16 protein-coding genes and 1 pseudogene are annotated in these 21,693 nt (G+C 63.6%); 2 read left to right on the top strand and 15 right to left on the bottom strand.

Translation table 11 applies throughout. The annotated features are described in order from the left end of the window. Positions 1 to 105: 105 nt before the first annotated feature. Positions 106 to 1,374 carry an Hsp70 family protein gene (locus C5F70_RS21760; RefSeq protein ID WP_017849705.1) on the bottom strand — a complete coding sequence of 423 codons (1,269 nt, stop codon included), beginning with the start codon at positions 1,372 to 1,374 and terminating at the stop codon, positions 106 to 108. Between the two features lie 288 nt (positions 1,375 to 1,662). Between C5F70_RS21760 and C5F70_RS21755 the strand changes: the two genes are divergently transcribed. Then, complete coding sequence (locus C5F70_RS21755; RefSeq protein WP_102618693.1) at positions 1,663 to 2,607, top strand: DnaJ C-terminal domain-containing protein; 945 nt, start codon at positions 1,663 to 1,665, stop codon at positions 2,605 to 2,607. A 154-nt stretch (positions 2,608 to 2,761) separates the two neighbouring features. On the opposite strand, the gene ureC is transcribed toward C5F70_RS21755, so the two are convergent. The 12 genes and pseudogenes from ureC to urtA all read right to left on the bottom strand — a co-directional run bounded on the left by ureC (position 2,762) and on the right by urtA (position 12,925). Beyond that, on the bottom strand, positions 2,762 to 4,462 hold the full coding sequence (gene ureC, locus C5F70_RS21750; RefSeq protein WP_104904037.1) for an urease subunit alpha: 1,701 nt from the start codon (positions 4,460 to 4,462) through the stop codon (positions 2,762 to 2,764). A 113-nt stretch (positions 4,463 to 4,575) separates the two neighbouring features. Then, positions 4,576 to 4,881 (bottom strand): urease subunit beta, encoded by a 306-nt coding sequence (locus C5F70_RS21745; protein ID WP_017849702.1) that lies wholly within the window; start codon positions 4,879 to 4,881, stop codon positions 4,576 to 4,578. Then, a complete protein-coding gene (locus C5F70_RS21740) occupies positions 4,878 to 5,411 on the bottom strand; it encodes a GNAT family N-acetyltransferase (RefSeq protein ID WP_017849701.1) in 534 nt (177 codons plus the stop codon). Before C5F70_RS21740 ends, C5F70_RS21745 begins: the two co-directional genes overlap by 4 nt. A 5-nt stretch (positions 5,412 to 5,416) precedes the next feature. After that, positions 5,417 to 5,929, bottom strand: coding sequence for a GNAT family N-acetyltransferase (locus C5F70_RS21735; RefSeq protein ID WP_104904036.1), 513 nt, complete (start codon positions 5,927 to 5,929; stop codon positions 5,417 to 5,419). Between the two features lie 9 nt (positions 5,930 to 5,938). After that, the gene (gene ureA, locus C5F70_RS21730) at positions 5,939 to 6,241 is read right to left on the bottom strand and encodes an urease subunit gamma (protein WP_104904035.1); all 303 of its coding nucleotides are present in this window, start codon (positions 6,239 to 6,241) and stop codon (positions 5,939 to 5,941) included. Between the two features lie 147 nt (positions 6,242 to 6,388). Next, positions 6,389 to 7,228 (bottom strand): urease accessory protein UreD, encoded by an 840-nt coding sequence (locus C5F70_RS21725; RefSeq protein WP_104904034.1) that lies wholly within the window; start codon positions 7,226 to 7,228, stop codon positions 6,389 to 6,391. Positions 7,229 to 7,258: 30 nt separating this feature from the next. Continuing rightward, positions 7,259 to 7,957, bottom strand: coding sequence for an urea ABC transporter ATP-binding subunit UrtE (urtE, locus tag C5F70_RS21720; protein ID WP_017849698.1), 699 nt, complete (start codon positions 7,955 to 7,957; stop codon positions 7,259 to 7,261). Positions 7,958 to 7,979: 22 nt separating this feature from the next. Continuing rightward, positions 7,980 to 8,066, bottom strand: a pseudogene (locus C5F70_RS31225) (outer membrane lipoprotein carrier protein LolA); the annotation flags it as partial. A 24-nt stretch (positions 8,067 to 8,090) separates the two neighbouring features. After that, positions 8,091 to 8,939 (bottom strand): urea ABC transporter ATP-binding protein UrtD, encoded by an 849-nt coding sequence (gene urtD / locus C5F70_RS21715; protein ID WP_026140376.1) that lies wholly within the window; start codon positions 8,937 to 8,939, stop codon positions 8,091 to 8,093. Beyond that, a complete protein-coding gene (gene urtC / locus C5F70_RS21710; RefSeq protein ID WP_104904033.1) occupies positions 8,936 to 10,015 on the bottom strand; it encodes an urea ABC transporter permease subunit UrtC in 1,080 nt (359 codons plus the stop codon). The genes urtD and urtC overlap by 4 nt, the downstream gene beginning before the upstream one ends. After that, the gene (urtB, locus tag C5F70_RS21705; RefSeq protein ID WP_104904032.1) at positions 10,015 to 11,517 is read right to left on the bottom strand and encodes an urea ABC transporter permease subunit UrtB; all 1,503 of its coding nucleotides are present in this window, start codon (positions 11,515 to 11,517) and stop codon (positions 10,015 to 10,017) included. The genes urtC and urtB overlap by 1 nt, the downstream gene beginning before the upstream one ends. A gap of 142 nt (positions 11,518 to 11,659) precedes the next feature. After that, a complete protein-coding gene (gene urtA / locus C5F70_RS21700; protein ID WP_104904031.1) occupies positions 11,660 to 12,925 on the bottom strand; it encodes an urea ABC transporter substrate-binding protein in 1,266 nt (421 codons plus the stop codon). 476 nt (positions 12,926 to 13,401) lie between these two features. Between urtA and C5F70_RS21695 the strand changes: the two genes are divergently transcribed. Next, positions 13,402 to 18,009 carry a DUF4329 domain-containing protein gene (locus C5F70_RS21695; RefSeq protein WP_104904030.1) on the top strand — a complete coding sequence of 1,536 codons (4,608 nt, stop codon included), beginning with the start codon at positions 13,402 to 13,404 and terminating at the stop codon, positions 18,007 to 18,009. A 75-nt stretch (positions 18,010 to 18,084) separates the two neighbouring features. Here C5F70_RS21695 and C5F70_RS21690 read toward each other — a convergent pair whose 3' ends face one another. After that, positions 18,085 to 19,455 carry a PepSY domain-containing protein gene (locus C5F70_RS21690; protein WP_104904029.1) on the bottom strand — a complete coding sequence of 457 codons (1,371 nt, stop codon included), beginning with the start codon at positions 19,453 to 19,455 and terminating at the stop codon, positions 18,085 to 18,087. A gap of 117 nt (positions 19,456 to 19,572) precedes the next feature. Beyond that, positions 19,573 to 21,642, bottom strand: a complete 2,070-nt coding sequence (locus C5F70_RS21685; RefSeq protein ID WP_104904028.1) for a TonB-dependent copper receptor — start codon at positions 21,640 to 21,642, stop codon at positions 19,573 to 19,575. Positions 21,643 to 21,693: the final 51 nt, after the last annotated feature.

Raw genomic sequence — 21,693 nt, 5'->3', positions numbered from 1 at the left:
TGCTCGCGAAGGACGCCAACGATAATGCGGGCTGTCTGACGGCGCGCGGTGCTCTTGGGTTTTTCGCGAGCGAGCTCGCTCCTACAGGGGGGCGGTGCGACGGTATCAGCTGCCGTAGCGCTTGCTGGCCTCGATCGCCAACCCGCTGCCGATACTGCCGAAGATATTCCCTTCCACATGCCGCGCATTCGGCAGCATCGCCGAGATGCTGTGGCGCAGCGCCGGAATGCCGCTGGAACCGCCGGTAAAGAACACCGTGTCCACCTGCGCCACATCCACCGACGCGTCGCTGAGCAATTGGGTGACGCTGTTGCGCACGCGCTCCAGCAGCCCGTCGATGGCCGATTCGAACAACGTGCGGCTCAGGTCCACGCTCAAGCCCGGCTCAACCCGGTCGAGCAGTACATGGCGGCTGTCTTCGTGGGTCAGCTGGATCTTGGTTTCTTCGACTTCCATCGCCAACCAGTGCCCGGCCCGCTGTTCGATCAGCTTGAACAGGCGGTCGATGCCGCCGGTGTCTTCGATGTCGTAGCGCATGCTGCCCAGGGCCAACTGGGATTTTTGCGAGTACACCGAGTTGATGGTGTGCCAGGTGGCCAGGTTCATGTGATGGCTGGTGGGCATGTACGCGCCGCTTTTCATGCGGCTGCCGTAGCCGAACAGCGGCATCATGCCGGCCAGCGAGAGTTGTTTGTCGAAGTCGGTACCGCCGATGTGTACGCCGCCGGTGGCAAGGATGTCGTCGTGGCGGTTGTCGTTGTGGCGACGGTCCGGCGACAGGCGCACCAGCGAGAAGTCCGAGGTACCGCCGCCGATGTCGACAATCAGCACCAGCTCTTCTTTTTCGATGGTGGACTCGTAGTCGAAGGCCGCGGCGATCGGTTCGTACTGGAACGAGATGTCCTTGAAGCCGATCTTGCGCGCCACGTCGACCAAGGTGTTCTCGGCTTCCTGGTCGGCCATCGGGTCGTCATCGACGAAAAACACCGGGCGGCCCAGTACCACTTCTTCGAACTCGCGGCCGGCGGTGGCTTCGGCGCGGCTCTTGAGTTGGCCGATAAACAGCGCGAGCAAGTCGGTGAACGGCATCGCGGTGCCCAGCACGCTGGTGTCGTGCTTGATCAGCTTGGAACCCAGCAGGCTCTTGAGCGAGCGCATCAGCCGGCCTTCGTAGTTCTCCAGGTATTCGTGCAGCGCCAGGCGACCGTAGACCGGGCGGCGCTCCTCGAAGTTGAAGAACACCACCGACGGCAAGGTGATTTTGTCGTCCTCCAGCGCGATAAGCGTTTCCATGCCGGGGCGAATCCAGCCGACGGTGGAGTTGGACGTGCCGAAGTCGATGCCGCAGGCACGGGCTGGGGATGGGTTTTTCATGTCTATCGGGTTCCGGTTGAAAAACGGCCGCGCAGTGTATGCCACCCGCGTGCAGATGCGTAGGCCGACGATCTGTTAAATAGCCGGCGGCGCGCCTTGAAAGAGCGGGGTTTGCCCCCAACTTGTCCAGCATACGGTCGGCGGCTGCAAGGTTATTCGTGCGGTGCCGATAAACTACTTAGACGCATCCATCGGCTTGGGATTGAGTTCAGTCAATCCAAACGCTGCAAACCGGCGCATGCTGTGCCCTTGGCTGTGCGATATCGATGACGGAGGGTGACCCCCCAGATGGACTTTAAAGACTATTACAAGATCCTTGGCGTGGAGCCGACAGCGGACGACAAGGCAATCAAGGCCGCCTATCGCAAGCTGGCGCGCAAATATCACCCGGACGTGAGCAAGGAAAAAGACGCCGAAGCCAAGTTCAAGGACGCGTCCGAAGCCTATGAAGCGCTGAAAAGTGCCGACAAGCGTGCCGAGTACGACGAGCTGCGCAAATACGGCCAGCACGGCCAGCCGTTCCAGGGCCCACCGGGCTGGCAGAGCCGTGGCGGCTATGGCGGCGGCCAGGACACGGGCGACTTCTCGGACTTCTTCAGTTCGATCTTCGGCGGGCGCGGCGATGCGTTCGGTGGCGGTCAGCGCCGCAGTACCGGGCGCAAGGGCCAGGATGTGGAGATGCAACTGTCGGTGTTTCTTGAGGAGACGCTGTCGACCGAGTCCAAGCAGATCAGCTTCCAGGTGCCGCAATACGACGCCTCGGGCCGGCATGTCAGCAACACCACCAAGAGCCTGAACGTGAAGATCCCTGCCGGGGTGACCGACGGCGAGCGCATCCGCCTCAAGGGTCAGGGCGCGCCGGGCGTTGGTGGCGGGGCCAATGGTGATCTGTACCTGATCGTCAAGTTCGCGCCGCACCCCAAGTTCGAGGTCGAAGGCGAAAACCTGGTGATCACCGTACCGGTGGCACCGTGGGAGCTGGCGTTGGGCACCGAAGTCGCGGTGCCGACCCTGACCGGCAAGATCAACCTCAAGGTCCCGGCCGGCAGCCAGAACGGCCAGCGCATGCGCGCCAAGGGCCATGGCCTGCTGAACAAGAGTGGCCAGCGCGGTTACCTGTTCATCCAGCTCAAAGTGGTGATGCCCAAAGAAGCCACCGCGGAGGTGCTCGGGTTGTGGAAGGCGCTGGCCGACAGCGCCGCCTTCGATCCGCGCAAAGGCTGGAACGCCTGACCCACCCGGGCGACTGTCTTGCAGAGTTCGGCCCAGGCCCGTGGGGGCCATGAATAAGCTGCTCATTTTTACAATGAGGCGCTATTCATGGCCCACGCTCAAGCCCCACTCCCTCCCGGCGATAGGGCGCCGCGCCAGCGTGGCGTAGGGCGCGTCAGAACAGAAAGTAGCGCTGCGCCATCGGCAGCACATCCGCCGGCTCACACCACAGCAACACGCCGTCGGCCTTGACCTGATACGTCTGCGGGTCCACCTCGATGTGCGGCAGGTAGTCGTTGTGGATCAGGTCGGTTTTCTGCACGTCGCGGCAGCCTTTGACCACCGCAATCTGCTTCTTCAGGCCCAAGGTTTGCGGCAAGCCGGCGTCCGCGGCGGCCTGGCTGATAAAGGTCAGGCTGGTGGCGTGCAGGGCGCTGCCGAAGCTGGCGAACATCGGCCGGTAGTGGACCGGCTGCGGCGTGGGAATCGAGGCGTTGGCATCGCCCATCAGGCTTGAGGCAATCGCGCCGCCCTTGAGGATCAGCGTCGGCTTGATGCCGAAGAACGCCGGCCGCCACAGCACCAGATCAGCCCATTTGCCGACTTCGATGGAGCCGACGATATGGCTGATGCCGTGGGTGATCGCCGGGTTGATGGTGTACTTGGCGATGTAGCGCTTGGCCCGGAAGTTGTCGTTGCCAGGGCCGTCGCCGGGCAGGGCGCCGCGCTGTTTTTTCATCTTGTCGGCGGTTTGCCAGGTGCGCGTGATCACTTCGCCGACGCGGCCCATGGCCTGGCTGTCGGAGCTGATCATCGAGAACGCGCCGAGGTCGTGCAGGATGTCTTCGGCGGCGATGGTCTCGCGGCGGATGCGGCTTTCGGCGAAGGCCACGTCTTCGGCGATGCTCGGGTCGAGGTGATGGCAGACCATCAACATGTCCAGGTGCTCGTCGATGGTGTTGCGCGTGAACGGCCGGGTCGGGTTGGTCGAGCTGGGCAGCACGTTGGGGAAGCCGCAGGCCTTGATGATGTCCGGTGCATGGCCGCCGCCGGCGCCTTCGGTGTGGTAGGTGTGGATGGTGCGGCCCTTGAGCGCGGCCAGCGTTGTTTCGACGAAGCCGGACTCGTTGAGGGTGTCGCTGTGAATCGCCACCTGCACATCGTATTGGTCGGCGACGTTCAGGCAGTTGTCGATACTCGCGGGCGTGGTGCCCCAGTCTTCATGCAGCTTCAAACCGATGGCGCCGGCCTTGACCTGTTCGATCAACGGCTCCGGCAGGCTGGCGTTGCCCTTGCCGGTGAAACCGATGTTCATCGGGAACGAGTCGCTGGCCTGCAGCATGCGCGCCAGGTGCCACGGGCCGGAGGTGCAGGTGGTCGCGTTGGTGCCGGTGGCCGGGCCGGTGCCGCCGCCGATCAGGGTGGTGACGCCGCTGGTCAGCGCTTCTTCGATCTGCTGCGGGCAGATGAAATGCACGTGGCTGTCGATGCCGCCGGCGGTGAGGATCATGCCTTCACCGGCGATCACTTCGGTGCTGGCGCCGATGGCCATGGTCACGCCGGGCTGGATATCCGGGTTGCCGGCCTTGCCGATGGCGTGGATGCGACCGTTCTTGAGGCCGACGTCGGCCTTGACGATGCCCCAGTGGTCGATGATCAGCGCGTTGGTGATCAACGTGTCGACCACTTCATGGGCGAGCAATTGGCTCTGGCCCTGGCCATCGCGGATGACCTTGCCGCCGCCGAATTTGACCTCTTCGCCATAGACGGTGAAGTCCTGCTCCACTTCGACGAACAACTCGGTGTCGGCCAGGCGGACCTTGTCGCCGACGGTGGGGCCGTACATGTCGGCGTAGGCTTGGCGGCTGATTTTCATGTGTGGTTGCCCTGAAAAATTTATGTTGAATGTGAGTCAGCTATCGGGGGCAAGCCCCCTCCCACATGGGAATGCATTCCAACTGTGGGAGGGGGCTTGCCCCCGATGAGGCCCTAAAGATCGCCCATGATCCGCCCGGCAAACCCAAACACCCGCCGCCCACCGCCGAAGTCGACCAACTCGACCTCACGGCTCTGCCCCGGCTCAAACCGCACCGCGGTGCCCGCCGGGATATTCAGGCGCATGCCGCGGCTCAATGCACGGTCGAAGGTCAGCGCGTCATTGGTCTCGAAAAAGTGATAGTGCGAGCCCACCTGGATCGGCCGGTCGCCGCTGTTGGCCACGCTCAGGCTGACGGTGCGGCGGCCGACGTTGAGTTCGATGTCGCCAGGCTGGATCTGAAATTCACCAGGAATCATGCAGGTTGCCCCAGGGTCTTGTAGTAGATGGCGGTCGGGCTGTAGCGCCCGTCCGGGCTTTGGCAGTAATCGGGCAGTTCACCGACCTTGGTGTAGCGCAGCGCCTGGTAGAAGGCTTCGGCCTCGGAGCCGGCTTCGGTGTCCAGGTACAGCAGGCCGCGCTTGTGTTGGCGCGCGGCGAGTTCCAGGGCGTGCATCAACTGGTGGCCCAGGCCGTGGCGGCGGGCGCTGCTGTGGACCAGCAGTTTTTGCACTTCGGCGCGGTTCAGACCGTTGGCTTTCTGGCACAGCGCCAGTTGCACGCTGGCGATCACGCGCTCGTCGCGCACCACCACCCACAGCAACAGGCTGGCGTCTTCGATGCTCGCTTGCACGCCGTGCAAATACGCGCGGGCCTGGGCCTCATCGAAGTCGGCCATGAAGCCGATCGACGCGCCGTGCCTGACCGCATCCAGCAACAGCTCGATCAAGCCCTGGCGATAGTGGGCAAAACTTTCAGCATTGACTCGACGCAGTTGCGCGGCGTTCATCGATCTCACTCCTGGGGCGGTTCGGCGCCCGGATTCAAGGTCAGTTGCATAAAGGTCAGGTCGAGCCAGCGGCCGAATTTGATGCCCACTTGCGGCATCTGCCCGGTGGTGCTGAAACCCAGGCGTTCGTGCAGGCGGAGCGAGGCCTGGTTGCCGCTTTCAATGGCGGCGACCATCACGTGTTTACCGCCGGCGCGCGCGCGTTCGATCAGGGCTTGCATCAGGCGCGGGCCGAGGCCTTTGCCGCGTTGATCGTTGCGCACGTAGACCGAGTGCTCGACGCTGTAGCGATAGCCTTCGAAGGGGCGCCAGTCGCCGAACGAGGCGTAGCCCGTCACTTCGTCGTTGTCGACGGCGACCAGAATCGGGTAGCGCTGCGCCTGGCGCGCAGTGAACCAGGCCTGGCGGTTCGCCAGGTCCACCAGTTGCTCGTTCCAGATCGCCGTGGTGTTCAGCACCGCGTCGTTGTAGATGTCGCGGATCGCTGGCAGGTCTTGCTCGGTTGCATCACGAATCATGGCTGGGCCTCACGCGATGGGTTGGTGGACGGTCACCAGTTTGGTGCCATCGGGGAAGGTGGCTTCCACCTGGATATCCGGGATCATCTCCGGGATGCCTTCCATCACCTGGTCGCGGCTGAGCAGGGTGGTGCCAAAGTGCATCAGGTCGGCCACGGTACGGCCGTCGCGGGCGCCTTCCATCAGCGCGGCGGAGATGTAGGCGATGGTTTCCGGGTAGTTGAGCTTCACGCCGCGCGCCAGGCGCCGTTCGGCGACGAGGCCTGCGGTGAAGATCAGCAGTTTGTCTTTTTCCCGTGGGGTCAGGTCCATGGTTCAAGGTCCTTCATAAAATGCATTCTTAAATACAATGGAGATCAAGTGTGGGAGGGGGCTTGCCCCCGATAGCAGAGTGTCAGGCAATGCATCTGTAACTGACCCACCGCCATCGGGGGCAAGCCCCCTCCCACATTTTGATCTTCATGTGCTCCAGATTCGCGGTGCCACGGCCTCTCGGCCCAGCACCGCTGGGCGCAACAGCCGCCATAAATCAATCAACCAGCCCCGCGCCAGCAGCGCCTCGCTGGCCAGGCAGCGGGCGACCAGCAAGCCGGGCAGTTGGGTCAGGTCGCCGCGCACGGCGTGGGGCAGGGCGCGGCAGTGTTCGAGTAATTCAGGCTCGATATCACCGGTCAGCAACAGGGTGGCGAATACCGGTTGTCCGTCCAGGCCGATCGGTGAGTCGAGCAAGCCATCGTCGCCCACAATGCGCTGGCGTTCGTGCCAGAGCAACTGGCCGTCGCGGCGGATATCCAGGTGCGATTGAAAGTGCCCGAGGTCGAAGCGCTCGCCGCTGGCCGGGCGGCCCAGGGCGACCACGTCCCAGTACAACAGCCGCGCATCGCCGTGCAGCGCGATGCGTGTGCTGAGTTCGGCCTGGGCGGCGCTGAACACGATGGTTTCCTGAGGCAGCCATTCCAGGGTGGCGCCGGCCTCGACGCTCAGCTCCAGTTGCTGAAACGCCGGGCCGCTGGCGCGGTACCACTTGGCCGCGCCAGGGCTGGTCAATTGCGCCCAGGCGCTCGCGGCGACGTGGGCGCGGATGTCCAGGCGGTCGCCGCCGGCAATGCCACCGGGCGGATGCACGATGATGTGCTGGCACACCTCGGGACCTTCGGCGTACAGGTGTTTCTGCACGCGCAGCGGGCCGAGGTGGCGGCGCATCACCGGGCGCGTGGTGGCGCCGAAACGCGCATAGCCGAGTTCCAGCTCGGCGTGCCAGCTGGGGGTGAACAGGGCAGTGGAAACGGGCAGGTTCATGGCGTGTGCTTATCGTTAGGACGCTACAGATTAGATGGTTACGAGACCGCGCACACCGTCGCGTTCCATATTTTCGCCACGGCCTTGCTGGACGATTTCTCCGCGTGACATCACCAGGTATTGGTCGGCCAGTTCGGCGGCAAAGTCGTAGAACTGCTCCACCAACAGGATCGCCATGTCGCCACGGGCCGCAAGCTTCTTGATCACCGCCGCGATTTCCTTGATCACCGACGGCTGGATACCTTCGGTCGGCTCATCGAGAATCAACAGGCGCGGCCGGCTGGCCAGGGCGCGGCCGATCGCCAGTTGCTGTTGCTGGCCGCCGGACAAATCGCCCCCGCGGCGGTGCTTCATTTGCAGCAGCACCGGGAACAGTTCGTAGATAAACCCCGGCACTTCCCTGGCCTCGGCGCCGGGAAAGCGCGACAGGCCCATCAGCAGGTTTTCTTCCACCGTCAGCCGCCCGAAAATCTCGCGGCCCTGGGGCACGTAGGCGATCCCGGCGTGAACGCGCTGGTGTGGCTTGAAACCGGTGATGGCCTTGCCTTCCCAGTTCACCGCGCCCTCTTTGGCGGGCAACAGGCCCATCAGGCACTTGAGCAGGGTGGTCTTGCCCACGCCGTTACGGCCGAGCAGGCAGGTGACTTCGCCGACCTGCACCTCGAATGAAAGCCCGCGCAGGATGTGGCTACCGCCATAGTATTGGTGCAACTTGTCGACTTGCAGCATTCTCAAAACCTCCTCAATTCCCTGTAGGAGCGAGCTTGCTCGCGAAAAACCTGAGGGCGCCGCGTGCATTCAGGCTGCCCGCGTTATCGTTAACGATTTTCGCGAGCAAGCTCGCTCCTACAGAAAAGCGAACTCAGCGCCCGAGGTATACCTCGATCACGCGCTCGTTTTCCTGCACCTGTTCCAGCGACCCTTCAGCCAGCACGCTGCCCTGGTGCAACACGGTCACATGGTCGGCAATCGAACCGACAAACCCCATGTCGTGCTCCACCACCATCAGCGAGTGCTTGCCCGCCAGGCGCTTGAACAGTTCGGCGGTGAATTCGGTTTCGGCGTCGGTCATGCCCGCCACCGGTTCGTCGAGCAGCAACAGTTGCGGGTCTTGCATCAGCAGCATGCCGATTTCCAGGAACTGTTTCTGGCCGTGGGACAGCAGGCCAGCCGGGCGATGCACCGAGGCGGTGAGGCGGATGGTGTCGAGCACTTCATCGATGCGGTCCTTCTGTTCCCCGCTCAGGCGTGCGCGCAGGCTGGCCCACACCGACTTGTCGGTCTTCTGCGCCAGCTCCAGGTTTTCGAACACGCTCAAGGCTTCGAACACCGTGGGCTTCTGGAACTTGCGGCCGATGCCGGCCTGGGCGATCTGCACTTCGCTCATCGCGGTCAGGTCGAGGGTTTCACCGAACCAGGCGTTGCCGTGGCTGGGCCGGGTCTTGCCGGTGATCACGTCCATCAGCGTGGTTTTGCCGGCGCCGTTGGGGCCGATGATGCAGCGCAGTTCGCCGACGCCGATGTAGAGGTTCAAGGCGTTGAGTGCCTTGAAACCGTCGAAGCTGACGCTGATGTCTTCCAGGGTCAGGATCGTGCCGTGGCGCGTATTGAGGCCCGTGCCGGCGGCCTGGCCGATGCCGATCGCATCGCGGCCGTTGCCGGTGTCGAGAATAGGTTCGAGCATAAATTCCGCCGTCGCAGTCACTCTCATTGTTCACCCTGTTTCTTCAACAGGCCGATCACACCCTTGGGCAAATACAGGGTGACGATGATGAACAACGCCCCCAGGAAGAACAGCCAGTACTCCGGGAACGCCACGGTGAACCAGCTCTTCATGCCGTTGACCACCCCGGCGCCGAGCAGCGGCCCGATCAAGGTGCCGCGCCCACCCAGGGCCACCCACACAGCGGCTTCGATGGAATTGGTTGGCGACATTTCGCTGGGGTTGATGATGCCCACCTGCGGCACGTACAACGCCCCCGCCAAGCCGCACAGCACCGCGCTCAATACCCACACGAACAGCTTGAAACCGCGCGGGTCGTAGCCGCAGAACATCAGGCGGTTCTCGGCATCGCGCAAGGCGGTCAACACCCGGCCGAACTTGCTGCGGGCCAGGCGCCAGCCGATGTACAGGCTGCTCACCAGCAACAGCACGGTGGCGGCAAACAACACCGCGCGCGTGCCCGGTTCGGTGATGCCGAAGCCGAGGATGCTGCGGAAGTTGGTGAAGCCGTTATTGCCGCCGAACCCGGTCTCGTTGCGAAAGAACAACAGCATCCCGGCGAAGGTCAGCGCCTGGGTCATGATCGAGAAATACACGCCCTTGATCCGCGAGCGGAAGGCGAAGAAGCCGAACACCAGCGCCAGCAACCCCGGCGCCAGCACCACCAGGCACAGCGCCCAGAGGAAGTGCTCGGTGCCGACCCAGTACCAGGGCAATTCGGTCCACGACAAAAAGGTCATGAACGCCGGCAACTCGTCGCCGGAGGCCTGGCGCATCAGGTACATGCCCATGGCATAACCGCCGAGGGCGAAGAACAGGCCGTGGCCGAGGGACAGCATCCCGGCGTAACCCCACACCAGGTCGAGCGCGAGGGCGACGATGGCGTAGCAGAGGATCTTGCCCACCAGCGTCAGGGTGTAGGCCGAGACATGCAGCGCGTTGTCCGCTGGCAGCAGCGACAGCAACGGCAGCGCCAGCAGCACGCCGAGGATCAGCGCGCCGACGGCAATCGTCAGCTTGGGGCCGGCCTTTTGCGTGGCCGTGAGCATCAATGGCTGGTTCATCAGTCGATCACCCGTCCTTTCAGTGCGAAGAGGCCTTGCGGGCGTTTCTGGATAAACAGAATGATCAGCGCAAGGATCAGGATCTTGCCGAGCACGGCGCCGATCTGTGGTTCGAGGATCTTGTTGGCGATCCCCAGGCCGAACGCGGCCATCACGCTACCGGCCAATTGGCCGACACCGCCGAGCACGACGACCAGGAAGGAATCGATGATGTAGCTCTGGCCCAGGTCGGGGCCGACGTTGCCGATCTGGCTCAGCGCCACACCGCCGAGCCCGGCGATGCCGGAGCCCAGGCCAAAGGCGAGCATGTCCACGCGCCCGGTGGGCACGCCGCAGCAGGCGGCCATGTTGCGGTTCTGGGTGACGGCGCGCACGTTGAGGCCCAGGCGCGTCTTGTTGAGCAGCAGCCACGTCAACACCACCACGCACAGGGCGAAGGCGATGATCACGATGCGGTTGTACGGCAGCACCAGGTTGGGCAGCACTTGAATGCCGCCGGACAACCAGGCGGGGTTGGCCACTTCGACGTTCTGCGCGCCGAACACCAGGCGCACCAGTTGGATCAGCATCAGGCTGATGCCCCAGGTGGCGAGCAGGGTTTCCAGGGGGCGGCCGTACAGGTGACGAATCACCGTGCGCTCCAGGGCCATGCCAATGGCGGCGGTGACGAAAAACGCCACCGGCAGTGCGATCAGCGGGTAGAACTCGATGGCGTGCGGCACGTAGCGCTGCATCAGCAACTGCACCACATAGGTGGAATAAGCACCGAGCATCAGCATCTCGCCGTGGGCCATGTTGATCACGCCCAGCAGGCCGAACGTGATCGCCAGGCCCAGGGCCGCGAGCAGCAGGATCGAACCGAGGGACATGCCGCTGAAGGCCTGGCCGAGCAGCTCGCCCAGCATCAGTTTGCGCTTGACCTGGGCCAGGCTGGTCTCGGCGGCGGTATGCACGGCGGCGTCGGTTTCCACGCCGGGGGCGAGCAGGGTTTCCAGGCGTGTGCGCGCCAGCGGGTCGCCGGTGCTGCCGAGCAGACGCACGGCGGCCAAACGCACCAGCGGGTCGCTGTCCACCAGTTGCAGGTTGGCCAGGGCCAGGCTGAGGGCGCTGTGTACCTCCTCGACGGTTTCGGCGGCGACACGCTGGTCGAGGAACTTGAGCTGCGCCGGTTGCGCGGTTTTTTGCAGGGTCTGCGCGGCGGCCAGGCGTACCTTGGGGTCGGCGGCGAGCAGTTGCAGGCTGGCCTGTACGTTGTCGATCAGACCGCGCAGGCGGTTGTTCAGGCGCACGGTCTTGGTTTCACCGTTGACCGTCAGTTGGCCTTGTTGCAGCGCGTCCACCAGCTCGATGCGCGCCGGGTCGGGCTGGGCGGCCCAGTCCTGCAGCAGTTTGGCTTGTTGCGTCGGGTTGGCGGCGAGGAAGTCTTCGGCGTCGCCGGCGTGTGCGGCAACAGGCAGCAACAGCAAGGCCGTGAGGATCAAGCGGTAGAGGGCAGTGGGCATAACAAAATGTCCTGATCGTGCGCGCATCGGCTTTATGTGGGAGGGAGCTTGCTCCCGATAGCGGTGGGTCAGGCAATGCATGTGCTGACTGATCCACCGCTATCGGGGGCAAGCCCCCTCCCACAGGGGGCCGTGGCGGGGCTTAGTTACTTTTCACGGCGTAATCAGGTTTTTTGTCATTGCCAGGAATGTACGGGCTCCATGGCTGTGCGCGGATCGGTTCCTGGGTCTGCCACACCACCGAGAACTGCCCGTCGGCCTGGATCTCACCGATCATCACCGGCTTGTGCAGGTGGTGGTTGGTCTTGTCCATGGTCAGGGTGAAACCCGACGGCGCCGCGAAGGTCTGGCCGGCGAGGGCTTCACGCACTTTGTCGACGTCGGTGGACTTGGCCTTCTCCGCCGCCTGCGCCCACATATGAATGCCCACGTAGGTGGCTTCCATCGGGTCGTTGGTCACGGCTTTGTCCGCGCCCGGCAGGTTGTGTTTCTTGGCGTAGGCTTTCCAGTCGGCGACGAATTTGGTGTTCACCGGGTTCTCTACCGACTGGAAGTAGTTCCAGGCGGCGAGGTTGCCCACCAGCGGCTTGGTGTCGATGCCGCGCAGTTCTTCTTCGCCCACCGAGAACGCCACCACCGGTACGTCGGTGGCTTTGAGGCCCTGGTTGGCCAGCTCTTTGTAGAACGGCACGTTGGAGTCGCCGTTCACGGTGGAGATCACCGCGGTCTTGCCGCCCGCCGAGAATTTCTTGATGTTGGCGACGATGGTCTGGTAATCGGCGTGGCCGAACGGGGTGTAGACCTCTTCGATGTCTTTATCCGCGACGCCTTTGGAATGCAGGAACGCGCGCAGGATCTTGTTGGTGGTGCGCGGGTACACGTAGTCGGTGCCCAGCAGGAAGAAGCGCTTGGCGCTGCCGCCTTCTTCGCTCATCAGGTATTCCACCGCCGGGATCGCCTGCTGGTTCGGCGCTGCACCGGTATAGAACACGTTCGGCGACATCTCTTCGCCTTCGTATTGCACCGGGTAGAACAGCAGGCCGTTGAGTTCTTCGAACACCGGCAACACCGATTTGCGCGACACCGAGGTCCAGCAGCCGAATACCACGGCGACCTTGTCCTGGGTCAGCAACTGCCGGCTTTTTTCCGCGAACAGCGGCCAGTTCGACGCCGGGTCTACCACCACCGGTTCCAGCATCTTGCCGTTCACACCGCCCTTGGCGTTGATCTCGTCGATGGTCATCAACGCCATGTCTTTGAGCGAGGTTTCGGAGATGGCCATGGTGCCGGACAACGAATGCAGGATGCCGACCTTGATGGTCTCGGCGGCCTGCACGGTCCAGGTCATGCCCATGGCGACAATCGATGCCGATAGGGTGAAAGCCTTGAGCAAACTACGACGCTTCATGGTGCGATCTCCGGGGATTTGATTTTTTTAGTGGCAGAGTTGGAAGCTGAAGAGTGCATAGCAAGGCCTGTGCCTAAGGCCCGAAACCTCCACTTAAATCGTCACGCAGGGTGTCGCGGGCAAGCCCGGTGCACCGCTTTGGCTCGCGGTCGCAGGGTCGTGCAGGCGGGAGCCCCGAAAGAGGGCATGAATATGCGGTGCCACGCTGCTGTCCGGGTCTTCCGGGATTCGCGCTTTGCATTCAATACACGGGAGAGCCGCCACATCGATACGCGCTTTGACAAGCTCGCGAAATGCGATGCAGTAATGGCCTCACTGGCGTGTGCGATTGGGTGTTTGTGACAGTACTTTTCGTACAGGGCCTAAATAAGTCATACCTATCTACCGTCTCTGAACGAGCGGTGTACTCCATCTTTGAAGGGGTGCGTCACGGCGATTATTTGCCAGGACGCACGCTTTCTTCGATGAGGTGAAACATGAATGACTTTACGGAACTGCCGCAACAAACCCCTGGACATATACCGGTCCTTCCGGCGCTCAGCCCGTTGTTTATGTCGGCCGACGATGCCGCCCGTTGGGCTTATGAGCGGATCGACTACTCGGTGGCCGACAAGGAATACGGGGGTGCCATTCTTAAACAAGGCAACCGCTACTTCGCCACGACGCCAATCGCTGACCAGCAGTTGACCTTCGATCATCGGATCTTGCTGGCCACGGATGCCGACGACAACTTCATCGCGCCCAACGGCTACAGTTGCGAGGCGCTTTACCATTCTCACCCGCCGAACCTGGAGCAGGTGAAAGCGAGAAACCCCGGGATTAGCGATGATCATGCTTCGATGATGATCAGTTTTTTTTCGCCTGCGGACCTGAGTTTTATCATTGAGCATCGCAGCTCGGTCCGCGCTCATTATTTGTGCGGCCCCGAGGGCTCGCTGCTTAAGTACACAACCTCGGGTTCGGCGGCGGAGGTCCTGCTGAGAAAGCGCCTTCTCGGCGAGGAGCCGTTCCCGGCTTCTGCGGATCGGGAGTCATTGATCTGGATGACCGCCGATGCCGGCGACCTGCGGGTAGTGGTGCCCAACCGCCAATGGGGAGGCGTGCGTGGGCAGATGAAGCGGGGTTGGAGAGTCAATGCCGCCGTGACGCAAGTGACCCAGGAGCAACCATTTTTCACCCAGGTATTCGCACAGCCTGAATTGGCCGTGATGGCGGCCCTAGCCCTGTCGGCGTCGGCGGCTGGCGAGTATGCCTTCGGCTTTGTACTGAAACACACCCAAAGCGAAAGTTACATCGCGACCTACCCCGAGCTCGCGCCCAGGGCATTGTTCTCGGCCACCGGGCTCTTCCCCGAGCAAGCCTCCGGCAAACTGAAGCTGCCCTCCAACTTTCGGCTCGAAGCCCTCTACTACCGCTCTAAAGCCGCGCCAACGGACATCCCCGAAAACGAGTCCTGGTTGTATGCCACATTCCCGACCCCTGCGGAGCTGGTGGCGGCCATCGTGCAGTCAGAAGCGACCCGGGACATACAGAACAAAAGCCGAGGCTTGCGCCTTTACATCGAAACCTCGGATGACGCACTGCTTGAACTCAAGGTGCCAGCGCCCAGTGATGCCGGCGCGCTGGTCAACACCGGCAACGATGGCGTGCTCGGTGACAATGGCGCCCAGGCCGCGCTGAAGGCCGGCAGCCTCAGCCCGCGTGACTATGTGCGCCGGGTGATTGCCGCGACGTCGGTGTCAGTGGTCCAGGCCGGCTTGCTCTGGCGTGTCGTCGGCCCGCTGGACAACCGTTCGACGGTGTTGAGCGGTTTCTATCCGGCGGTATTGAGCCCGCCCTTTATTTCTGCCCACGACGCAGCGGTGTATGCCCACGAGCAGATCGGCCCAAGGCGCGAGCGAACCTACGGCGGCTATGTACTCAAGGACAAAGAAGGCCGCTTCTTTATCACCCAGCCCCTGGCCAGCGACGCCAACCCGTTTGCCCTCAGGCTGTTTTTTCCGACGGAGCTACCCGGTCCGTTGATCCCTCCCGAGGCTTACGCGATTCACGGCCGCTACGGCTCCCACCCGGCGCTGTCGATGGTCGACCCCGGCTGGGTCAAGCAGCGCAACTGGACGCGCGAAGACGCCCTCATCAACCTGCAGATTTTTGGCACCGCCCAAATCTACGATGTGATCCAGTCGGGGCGCCCGGCGTATATGTCGGCTGCCGAGGACTGCCTGCTGGCGTACACCCCGAGCGGCTCCACGCATGAGGCATTGGTGTCTGCCGGCGCTGCGCCGCAACCGGCCGGCAGCGTGCTGCAAAAACGGTTGGACAGCGGTCTGTTCAAACCCTCGCTGTGGGTCACCCGGTTGGCTGAGGCGGGTGACTTGCGGGTGATCCAAGGCAATGTGTTATGGGGCCCGCGTTCGCCGATCTACAAAGACTGGACGCCCTCTTTCGAGTACGCGCCCAGAACCGGCGCTCCCGACTATGTGACCTATGGCGCGCTGTTCGGCACGGCAGACGAAGCCGCCCGCGATCTGCATGCGCGGGTCCATGGGCGCAACCTGCCGGAGCAGGCGTACTTTGCGTTTATCCTCAAGCACCGGGACAAGGCGTTGTACCTGGCCACCGAGGTGGTGGGCGTCAATGAACGGGTCAAGCTGTTCAATCTCAACAGCGTGTTTGCACCGACAGAAGACAATGACTATCGGTTTCCCGCTGGGTTTTCGCTCTGCGGGCTGTTTCGTTCGCAGCAATGGCAACCGACCGGGCTGTCGCCATCCAGTGCCTGGCTGACCCGCTATTTTGTGATGCCGATGGTGTTGTACGAGGCGCTGTACCAGAGCCAGCGCAGAGGGGTGAAGTACAACGGCGGTAGAAACCTGCCGGTGTACTTTTCAACGCAGGAGGGGGCCCTGTTGAGATTCGTCGCGCTGCCATTTCGCGTGGGCGGCGGCGGGCCGGTGGAAAGTGCCTTTGAACAGGCCGCCAGCGCATTGGCCTCCGGTGAAAAGACGACGCAGACCTTTGTCAGGGAGTGGGCCAACAGCGGCGAGCTCTACGTGGTGCGTACCAGCCAATGCTGGGACCAGCAAGGGCGGGTGTCGCGCACCTGGACGGGTTACGAACACCTGACCCGCCGTCGCGTGGGGCCCGCGTTTGCCAACCCGGACGATGCGGCACGGTATGCCGCGGGCATTGTCGGTGAGGGCCGGCGCCGCACCTATGGCGGCGTCCTGCTCAGGCTGCCCGATGGTGTGTTCGTCGCGACTGATCCGCTGGTGGTGCCGCGCCAGGGCTTTGCGCTGAACTGGATTTATCCCGATCCGGCGATCGCGCAAGGGCTGTACCCGCCGGGAAGTATCATCGTCGCGCGTTACCGCTCGGTGCTCAAGCAAGAGACACAGATACTGTTTTCGGCCACGCAAAAGGCGGTCTACCAGAGCATGTTGCCCACGAGCGTGCTGTCGAACCTGCTGTTCCGTGAAGTCCACATCAAGCGCGAATATGTGTTTGGCCCCGAGGGGGGCATCCTGCGTTATCAACTGACGGGGTCGGCGGAGGAGGAGGCGCTCAAGCTGACGTTGGCGCCGTTGAACCTGGTCAGGGGGGATGTGGCCGACAATGAAGTCGAACGGCAACTGCGCAGCGGAACGCTGCTCCCGGTCGACTTCGTCACGCAGGTGGCGAAGGCCGGCGATCTGCGGGTGGTCAACGGCAACCGCCTGTGGGGCCACCCGCGACGGTTGAGCGGGCCGTTCGTGCCGGACTTGGCCGAGGTCGCGGCGCTGGCGATCAAGCAGGTGTTTGCCGATGCGCCGTGCGGTCCGCTCTTTACCCAGGCTTACGACGCCGTGCGTCATGTGCAGCGAGTGTCGTCGCCCCAGGCACAGGTGCAGTTCGGTTATGTACTCAAGGATGCGCGGAAAAACCTGTACATGACGACCTTGCCGCTGGTGCGCGCCGATTACACGCGTTTCGAACAGGTCTTCGTCGATGGCCTGTTGCCCCAGGGGTATACGCTGGATGGCTTGTATCTGTGCGCCTCCACCGTGGCGATTGCGCCGGCGAGCGATGACATGGCGCTGAGTTTCTTCTCGCCCCAGGTACTGGCCGGCGCGGTCAATTTTCTCAGCAACCTGGCCGGCAACGGTGCCCTGCCGCTCTACCTGCTGTGCGCCGACGGCGCGCTGCTGAGGTATTCCTTGCGAAAGCACGAGGGGCAAGCGCTGAGCAGCGAGGCCCGAACGCTCGGACCGCAGTTGCTCGAAGGCGCCTCCAGCGTCGCCGACTACGTGCGCGGGCTCGCGACCAAGGGCGACTTGTATGTGCGTGTCAGGAGCACGGTGTGGGGCAAGGAACAAAGCGTCACCGCGCAGTGGCAACCCAAGGCCGCGCCCTGGCCCGCCCAGGACAACCCACACTTCCTGTCCTTTTGCGGGCCGCTGTTCGGTCATGCCGACGACGCTGCGCGCTGGGCCGAAAAACAGCTGGGCGGCTTCAAGGGCCGCGAATACCTCGGCGCCGTGCTGGCGCCGCCAAAGGCGCGGGGGCTCGTGGCGCTTGAGCCGGTGGAGGATCACCGTGCGTGGTTGGTGGACACGATTTCACAGCTGTTCTGGTTCGGTCATCTCGGCTTTGATATCACCCCCGATCACCCGCTGTTCTTCTACACCATCAAAGCGCTCCAGGCGTTTTACAAAGTCATCCCTTTGGGCCTGAATCTATCGGCGCTGGATCAGCGGTTGCTGGACAATTTTGCCGACAAAAATGATCTGCGCCTGTACCTGGACATCATCCGCAGTAACCGTCCGGTCGCCGAGAGTGTCTACCTGGCGTGTCGCGGCGGTGCGCTCCTGAAGTATGTGCCGGGTTTCACGGCGGACGAGACGCGACTGCTGAGTGTCGACTCGTCGCCTTCGCCCAGCGTGCTGGTCAGCGGCTTGCGCGCGGCCGGCACGTTGAGTGTGTTGGAAACCGATACCTTCTGGACGCGACCGGGGGCGCTGGGGGCGGAATGGCAGGTCAAGGACGTACTCGCCGAGCCGGACCCGCAAGCCGTGCTGTACGGCCGGGACAAAGACGAACTCTGACAACGGCGCGGCGCTGACCAAGCCGGCCGCCGTGGATCGCCCGGTCCCCGGCGGCACTTGACCGGCACCCGGGCGTCAAACCCGCGAAGGCTGCGCAAACAGCCGCGACAGCAGCAGACGATCGAGCGCCCACACGACGATCAACGACGCGCCCACCAACGGGAAGGCGATCGCCAGCCCGAGCATGATCACCATCGCGGTTTTCCACTTCGGCAGGTCATGACGCAACGGCGGCACTCCGAGGCCGCCCACCGGCCGCCGTTTCCACCAGATCACCACGCCGCTGACGGCACTGAGCAGGATCATCAGGCAGATCAGCAGCACGATCAGTTGATTCACCCAGCCGAACATCTTGCCCTCGTGCAACATCACGCCGGTCTCGGTCGCCCGCGCCACGCCGTTGTAGTGTTCCCAGCGCACATCGGCGAGGACCTTGCCGGTGTACTGGTCCACATGCAGGGTGGCGTCATTGCGCGGGTCGTTGGCGAATACCGAAACAGTGAATACGCCCTCGGCGGTGGTGGGCGGGGTGATGCTGTAGCCGGGCTCGACCTTGCGCGAGGTGGCCAGGTCGACCACCTGTTGCAGGTTGATGGTGGGCGCGGCGGGGGCGGCATGCATCGCGCCGTGGTTCATGTGTTCGGCATGGTCGCCGGACACCGGCATCGGTGTGTTTTCCATGGCCCAGGGCACGGTCTGTTGCGTCGCGGTGTTGAGCACGCGGGCCTGTTGATCGGAGGTCGGCACGTTGTTCCACATCGCCGCCGGGAAGCGGTTCCACAGGTCGGCGTATTGCTTGCCCCAGAAGCCGGTCCAGGCCATGCCGCTGAGCAGCATCACCAGCAACAACGCCGCGCCCCAGAAACCGGTGACGACATGCAAGTCGCGCCAGAACACACGGCCACGGGTGTTGAAGCGCGGCCACAGCACCCCGGACGATGACTTGCCGCGCGGCCACCACAAGTACATGCCTGAGATCACCAGCATCACGCCCCAACCGGCAGCGAGCTCGACCAGGCGGTCACCCACGGTGCCGATCATCAACTCGCCGTGCAGGGCGCGGGCGATGGCTTGCAGGTTGTTTTTCGCGTCCTGCGTGCCGAGCACGGTGCCGCGATACGGGTCGACGAACACCGTCATTTCGCGGCTGCCGTCGTGCATGACGAACTGTGCGCTGCTGGTGGCGTCGGCCGGTGGCAGGTATTTGCTGAGCCGGCCCTGGGGGTAGGCGGCCTTGGCGCGTTGCAGTTGCTCGTCGGCGCTCAGCGCGCGTTCGGCGGCGGGGACGGTGAGCAGGTGGCCGTACATCAGCGGGTCGAGCTGGGGCTTGAACAGGTAGATGATGCCGGTCAGGGCCAGCAGCACCATGAAGGGGGCGACAAACAGCCCGGCGTAGAAATGCCAACGCCAGGCCAGGTTGTAGAAGGAGATTTTTTGTGTGCTCATCAGGGGGGCTCCGCAAGGTTTTGTTTTTTGGGGGCAGTTACACCGCCATCGGGGGCAAGCCCCCTCCCACATTTGAAGTGCATTCCAACTGTGGGAGGGGGCTTGCCCCCGATGCTTTTAGAAGCTCATGTCGACCTTGGTCCAGAGCGTGCGCCCCGGCTCCTTGATGGCCTGCGGATCGTTGGCCGGGTAGCCGAACCCGGCGTTGCCGGCCAGGTTCAAATGCTCGGCGTAGGCTTTGCCGAACAGGTTGTCGACGCCGGTACTGACCTTGAAGTTTTTATTGATGCGGTACGCCGCGTTCAGCGAGAACACGCCAAAGCCGCCGCTCTTGTCGTAGTCCTTGCCGACCACGTTGCCTTTGTTCTGGTCGATGCGGTTTTGCGCGGCGACCACTCGCCACAGGGCGCCGGCGCTCCAGTCGTCCTCGCTGTAGGTCAGGCCCAGGCGCGCATCCAGCGGCGGCATTTGCGGCAGGGGCTTGCCGTCGCTGCTGTTCTTGCCCCAGGCGTAGGCGAGGGTGGCGTCGGCCTTCCAGTTTTGGGTCAGCTTGTACGCCGCGCCCAGTTCGCCGCCCATGATCCGTGCGTCGACGTTGCGCGCCTGGGACGTGGTGCCCATCATTCCGGTCCGGTAGTCGAACAGGATGAAGTCGCGTACCTGGCCGACGTAACCCGAGGCCCAGGCTTCGAGGTCGGCAGTCTTGTATTGCGCGCCGAAGTCGAGCTGGGTGGTTTTTTCCGGTTTCACGCCATCGAACGCGTTGACCGAACCGGCCGCGCCGGTGTTGGGGGAAAACAGTTCCCAGTAATCCGGGAAGCGTTCGGCGTGGCCCAGCCCTGCGTAGAGCGTGGTCGGGGTGTCTGCCAGGTCGTGCTCGTAGCGCATGAAGCCCGAGGGCAGGGTGTCGGCGCGGGTGTCGTCGGCGGTCGGGTTGGCGCGTGCCGACATGCCTGAGCCGATGGTCTGGCGGAAGTCCCGGGCCGAGGCGCGGTCCAGGCGCGCGCCGGTGATCAGGCGGTCGCGGTCGGCGGCGTACCAGGTCAGTTCGCCGAATACGCCGTAGTTATGGAAGTTGGCGTCTTTGTTGCGCGGCAAATCCTTGTAGGTGTCGACGCCCATGCTGCTGCGCTGGCGGTGTTCGTTGGTCTGCGCATCCAGACCGCCGATCAGTTGCAGGTCGGCCCAGCGCCAGGTCGCCTTGATCCGCGCGCCGAGGGTGCGGCGGTCGACGTTGGAGGCCATGGGGCCTGCCATCATCCCGGTGCCCGACGGGACGCGCAGGCTGTAGTTGTCCATGACGTGGTCGGCGTAGTTGTAGTAGACCTGGGCCTCGACCTTGTCCAGCACCTCACCGATATTGGATTTTTCGAAGCGCAGCCCCAGGCTTTCGCGCAGGAACTGCGAGCCGTCCATGCCGCGCCCGGCGTAGCGCGCCTCGCCATCGCCGCGGCCGGCGGTGAGTTCGAGCAGGGTGTCGGCGTCGGGGGTGAAACCGACCGCGACGTCACCGTTCCACTTGTCGTAGCGCGAGGCGACGGTGTCGTTGTTGCCGTCCTTGTAGTCGTCGGCGTGTGCCTGGTTGCCGATCACCCGCACGTAACCCAGGGGCCCGCCGGCAGCGGCGTCGATGACTTTGTCGAAGCGCCCGTTGGAGCCGGCCAGCACGCTGGCGTTGAGCCGCGTGCCCAGTTCGCCGAAATGCTCGGGCTCGCGCTCGAACAGGATGGTGCCGGCCGACGCGCCCGGGCCCCAGAGCACGGTTTGCGGGCCTTTGATCACGGTGAGTGTGTCGTAGGTTTCCGGGGAAATGTACGAGGTGGGCGCGTCCATCCGGCCCGGGCAGGCGCCGAGCATCATGCTGCCGTTGGTGAGGATGTTCAGGCGCGAGCCGAACATGCCGCGCAGCACCGGGTCGCCGTTGGTGCCGCCGTTGCGCACCAGGGCGAAGCCGGGGATAGTCTTGAGATAGTCGCCGCCGTCGCTGGCGGGCACTGGCTGGCGTGGGTCTTTCGGGTTGGTGACCACGGTCAGCGGCGAGCTGGGGGCGATCGCGGTGATCACGGTGGGGCTCAGTTCGTGCTCGGCGTGCTCATCGGCATGGGCCTGTGGCATCAAGAGCGCGCCGCACAGAACGGCGAACACGGGAGTGCTTCCCAAACGGGTGTCAGCAGAAAACCTGGACATGAAAAATTCCATCTATCAATCGTAAACAACACGGCCAGCAGCCTGTGGCTG

It is taken from the genome of Pseudomonas sp. LH1G9, assembly GCF_002949975.1.
In the GTDB taxonomy this organism is placed as follows: domain Bacteria; phylum Pseudomonadota; class Gammaproteobacteria; order Pseudomonadales; family Pseudomonadaceae; genus Aquipseudomonas; species Aquipseudomonas veronii.
Note: the sequence above shows the minus strand (reverse complement) of the source record. Positions and strands in the feature narration are given on the sequence as shown.